Here is a 3,062-nt window from a genome sequence, read left to right as displayed (position 1 = left end):
TTGAAGTTTGAGGGTTATATCACGATTACTGATAATGTTCAAAATAAAGTCTATTATAGCGTTACATGTACATGTGTATCAACCAAAAGACGAGTGGCTATTGAAGTTGCTGGTAGTACAGATAATGAATACTTAATAAAGCAGTTAAGTGAAAAAAGTTCCTCATTAAATGAAATGTATGTAGATTTTGAAAACTGCATAGTAGGTCATTATATTAGAGGAGATGGTTATTTTCCAATGATTGTTCAAACATATCAAGCTGAGAGTTTAAAAATATTGTAATTAAAGTTTTAAGATGGTGGTTCATAAAAAAAAGAAAAGATATTGCCAAACAATATCTTTAATAATGAATTAGTGATTATTTTCAATTTCTTTTTTTAGCCAGTCAATAAGAATGATACCATCAAGAGAAGTTAATGAATTGATTATAGGGTCGTTGTTAAGTATAGCTTTATAAAGATATGATGGCAATTCTGTTTTATTAAAACCATTTAGCATATTTTTGATAGCTGTGATTTGCTTTTGAGTAATTAAATTCATATGATTACCTCCTTTAATTTGATTATAATATATTTAAAGAAAGCGAGAAATAAAAAGAATGTCAAAAGAAGAAAATATTAAAGATTTAGTTTTGATACAATTAAATGAAGATATGGCATGCATTAAAGAAAGAATAGAGGAATATATTCAGGGGTTTAATTCGTATACGTTTGAGGAGAAATTAATGTTTGGGCAAGGTATTATGACTTGTGTAGATAATGCAAGATATACATTATTTATTCTTGAAAGAGTAAATTTGTTTTCTAAGCAAGAAAAAGATAAATTAGCAAATATAATCAAAAAAGAACTGTTAGATTTAAATTCTATGATTTCAATTGTATTATAAATTTTAAGAAAGAGAGATGAAAAATGAAAGTAGAAATAAAATTTGAAACACCAGAAAGAATGTGTGTTGAACCAGTAAAAAATATGATTAATTTTATTGGTGAGAAAGTCGTTTATCATTTAGAGGGAACCAAATACAGTGCAACTCTTGTTGATAATGATAATAAAGTCATTGAATTAAGTGCTGTTGATATTGAAAAAGAAAACAAAGAACTACAGGAAAGTATATGTCAATGGACAACACAAGATATAGGTGATCGCTATATTGATCAATTGGCTTTTGAAATTTATAAAACAAAAGATAATTATTTTTATCAGTATCAAACCTTTACACTCGATGAAAAGATAAGATATGGGCAAGGCATTTTAGATGAAATAAAAAAAATGGAAACAGAGTTAAATGTTTTATATAATGCTGGTCTTATTTCAAATGAAAAACATAGTTATCATTTAGTTGAACTTACAAAAATGTATGATGATTATTATTCAAGGTTAATAAGATAAATATATGAGTCAAAAGCGTGGTACATCTACCACAGAAAGAGGTGTCTACAAGAATGTCAAAAGAAGAACTAGAAGAATGTGCTATGTCATGTATTGAAAATAATTTTAAGGTTTTGCATCTCATAAAAGAAGATTGTTTTGAAAATTATAGAGCGGGGACAGATGAGAAAAGAAAAATTTATTTAGATGAAATAAAAGACTGTTCTCATGCTGTTTACAATAATTTGTATATGCTTTTTGAGGGAGATGCTTTAAGCATTGAGAAAGAAAAAGAAATAGAAAAGCAAGTTCAAGATGAATTATTAGAAATTGCTAATTTTATTATTGAATATGACCGTGAAAAATTTTATGAAGAACTCAAAAATAGAAAGAGGTGAGAAGAAAATTTATGAAAAAAAAGATTGATTTATATTTAGAAAATTTATATCTTATTAAAGATATGTTTGAAGATGATCCTATAGCATTGCCTGCAATAGAAGAATTAATAGAGAAAGCTGAGCATTGTAAAAAAAGATCAAATATAGAATTAATATTGACAATAATAACTATTATACTTTTTATATCAAGTTTTATTTCTATATTTTATTATCCTCTTTCTTCTATACCTATGATAGTTCTTATTGTAGCTGTTATTCTCGCTAAGATTGACACGTCCCTATTTCCAACTCCAACAATTAAAAATAAAGATTTAAGAGAATATGTAAATCTTGCACTGAAAGAGAAAACAATATATATAACATATTATGATGTGATTCAAAAAGGAAGAACATTATTTTATATAAATGATTCTAATAAACTTGAATTAATCAGTGATGAAAAATTTGGTTTATATAATACTGATATGATATATGATAAGCTGTTAGATATAGGTGGACGTATATATTATAATGAATATAAGGAAATTGATTTTGAACATTCAGAAGTTAGAGATTTAAAGGTATTTGGTGGAGTCGATATTAAAGAAAATTAAATATATAATTCGACAAATGTTGACAAACCATAAATTGAAAATGATATATACTAGAATAAGAGGAAAAAGTATGAAGAAAGATAAACTAATTAATAAAATAATATATAGACTTTCATATTCTGGTCGACGAGAGAGAAATTTAAAAGAAACAAGTGATAACATTAGTAAATATATGAATATGTCTGATGATGAATTTATTATGGAATATACAGAAGTTTGTTCAAGATATGAGCATAAAAAGTTAATATTGACTGTTATTTCAATAGGTCTTATAATTTCAATGATATCCAATATATGGAAGTATTTTTATGAATTTTTAATGAAAATATTTACCTCCAAAAGTATTGCTGTAGTAGATGTGAAAAACCAAGCTATTGTTTTATCATTAATTATTATATTAATGATTTCTTTAGTTGTTTTATTTATTACATATAACATGGTAAAAACTATATATGTATTAAATAAGAAAAAAATATTATTAAATCAAGTAAAGGATATGCGAATGAGTAGTTAAAAATATCAAAATAAGAAAAAGTGGGAGAGTGGAGATTATGAAAAGAAAAATAGTTGTAAGTTTAATGATTTTAATGTTTCCAATGTTAGTTGGTTGTCAAAAGGAAACAATGACATTAAAGATTGATAGTGTAACAGTTGAGTATGGGAGTTCAATTTCTGTAAAGGCTGAAGATTATCTCAAGAATGA

The 3,062-nt window shown here is 25.4% G+C and carries 6 protein-coding genes and 1 pseudogene; 6 read left to right on the top strand and 1 reads right to left on the bottom strand.

The annotated features are described in order from the left end of the window. Nucleotides 1-282 (top strand): annotated as a pseudogene (locus tag GQF29_RS18285) (hypothetical protein); the annotation flags it as partial. Nucleotides 283-351: 69 nt separating this feature from the next. On the opposite strand, the gene GQF29_RS18280 reads toward GQF29_RS18285, so the two are convergent. After that, on the bottom strand, nt 352-540 hold the full coding sequence (locus GQF29_RS18280; RefSeq protein ID WP_008790891.1) for a hypothetical protein: 189 nt from the start codon (nt 538-540) through the stop codon (nt 352-354). A gap of 58 nt (nt 541-598) precedes the next feature. Between GQF29_RS18280 and GQF29_RS18275 the strand changes: the two genes are divergently transcribed. The 5 genes from GQF29_RS18275 to GQF29_RS18255 all read left to right on the top strand — a co-directional run bounded on the left by GQF29_RS18275 (nt 599) and on the right by GQF29_RS18255 (nt 2,873). Beyond that, nucleotides 599-886: a hypothetical protein gene (locus GQF29_RS18275; RefSeq protein ID WP_008790892.1), complete on the top strand. Its 288-nt coding sequence runs from the start codon at nt 599-601 to the stop codon at nt 884-886. A gap of 23 nt (nt 887-909) precedes the next feature. Beyond that, nucleotides 910-1,389 (top strand): hypothetical protein, encoded by a 480-nt coding sequence (locus GQF29_RS18270; RefSeq protein WP_008790893.1) that lies wholly within the window; start codon nt 910-912, stop codon nt 1,387-1,389. A gap of 53 nt (nt 1,390-1,442) precedes the next feature. Beyond that, entirely contained in the window at nt 1,443-1,766 is a 324-nt protein-coding gene (locus GQF29_RS18265) for a hypothetical protein (protein ID WP_008790894.1), read from the top strand. Nucleotides 1,767-1,777: 11 nt separating this feature from the next. Further along, on the top strand, nt 1,778-2,359 hold the full coding sequence (locus GQF29_RS18260; protein ID WP_236916516.1) for a hypothetical protein: 582 nt from the start codon (nt 1,778-1,780) through the stop codon (nt 2,357-2,359). Between the two features lie 70 nt (nt 2,360-2,429). Next, on the top strand, nt 2,430-2,873 hold the full coding sequence (locus GQF29_RS18255; RefSeq protein WP_054690560.1) for a hypothetical protein: 444 nt from the start codon (nt 2,430-2,432) through the stop codon (nt 2,871-2,873). The last annotated feature ends 189 nt before the right edge of the window (nt 2,874-3,062 follow it).

Source organism: Coprobacillus cateniformis, from assembly GCF_009767585.1.
Lineage (GTDB): Bacteria > Bacillota_I > Bacilli_A > Erysipelotrichales > Coprobacillaceae > Coprobacillus > Coprobacillus cateniformis.
This window is presented reverse-complemented; position numbering and strand designations above follow the sequence as displayed.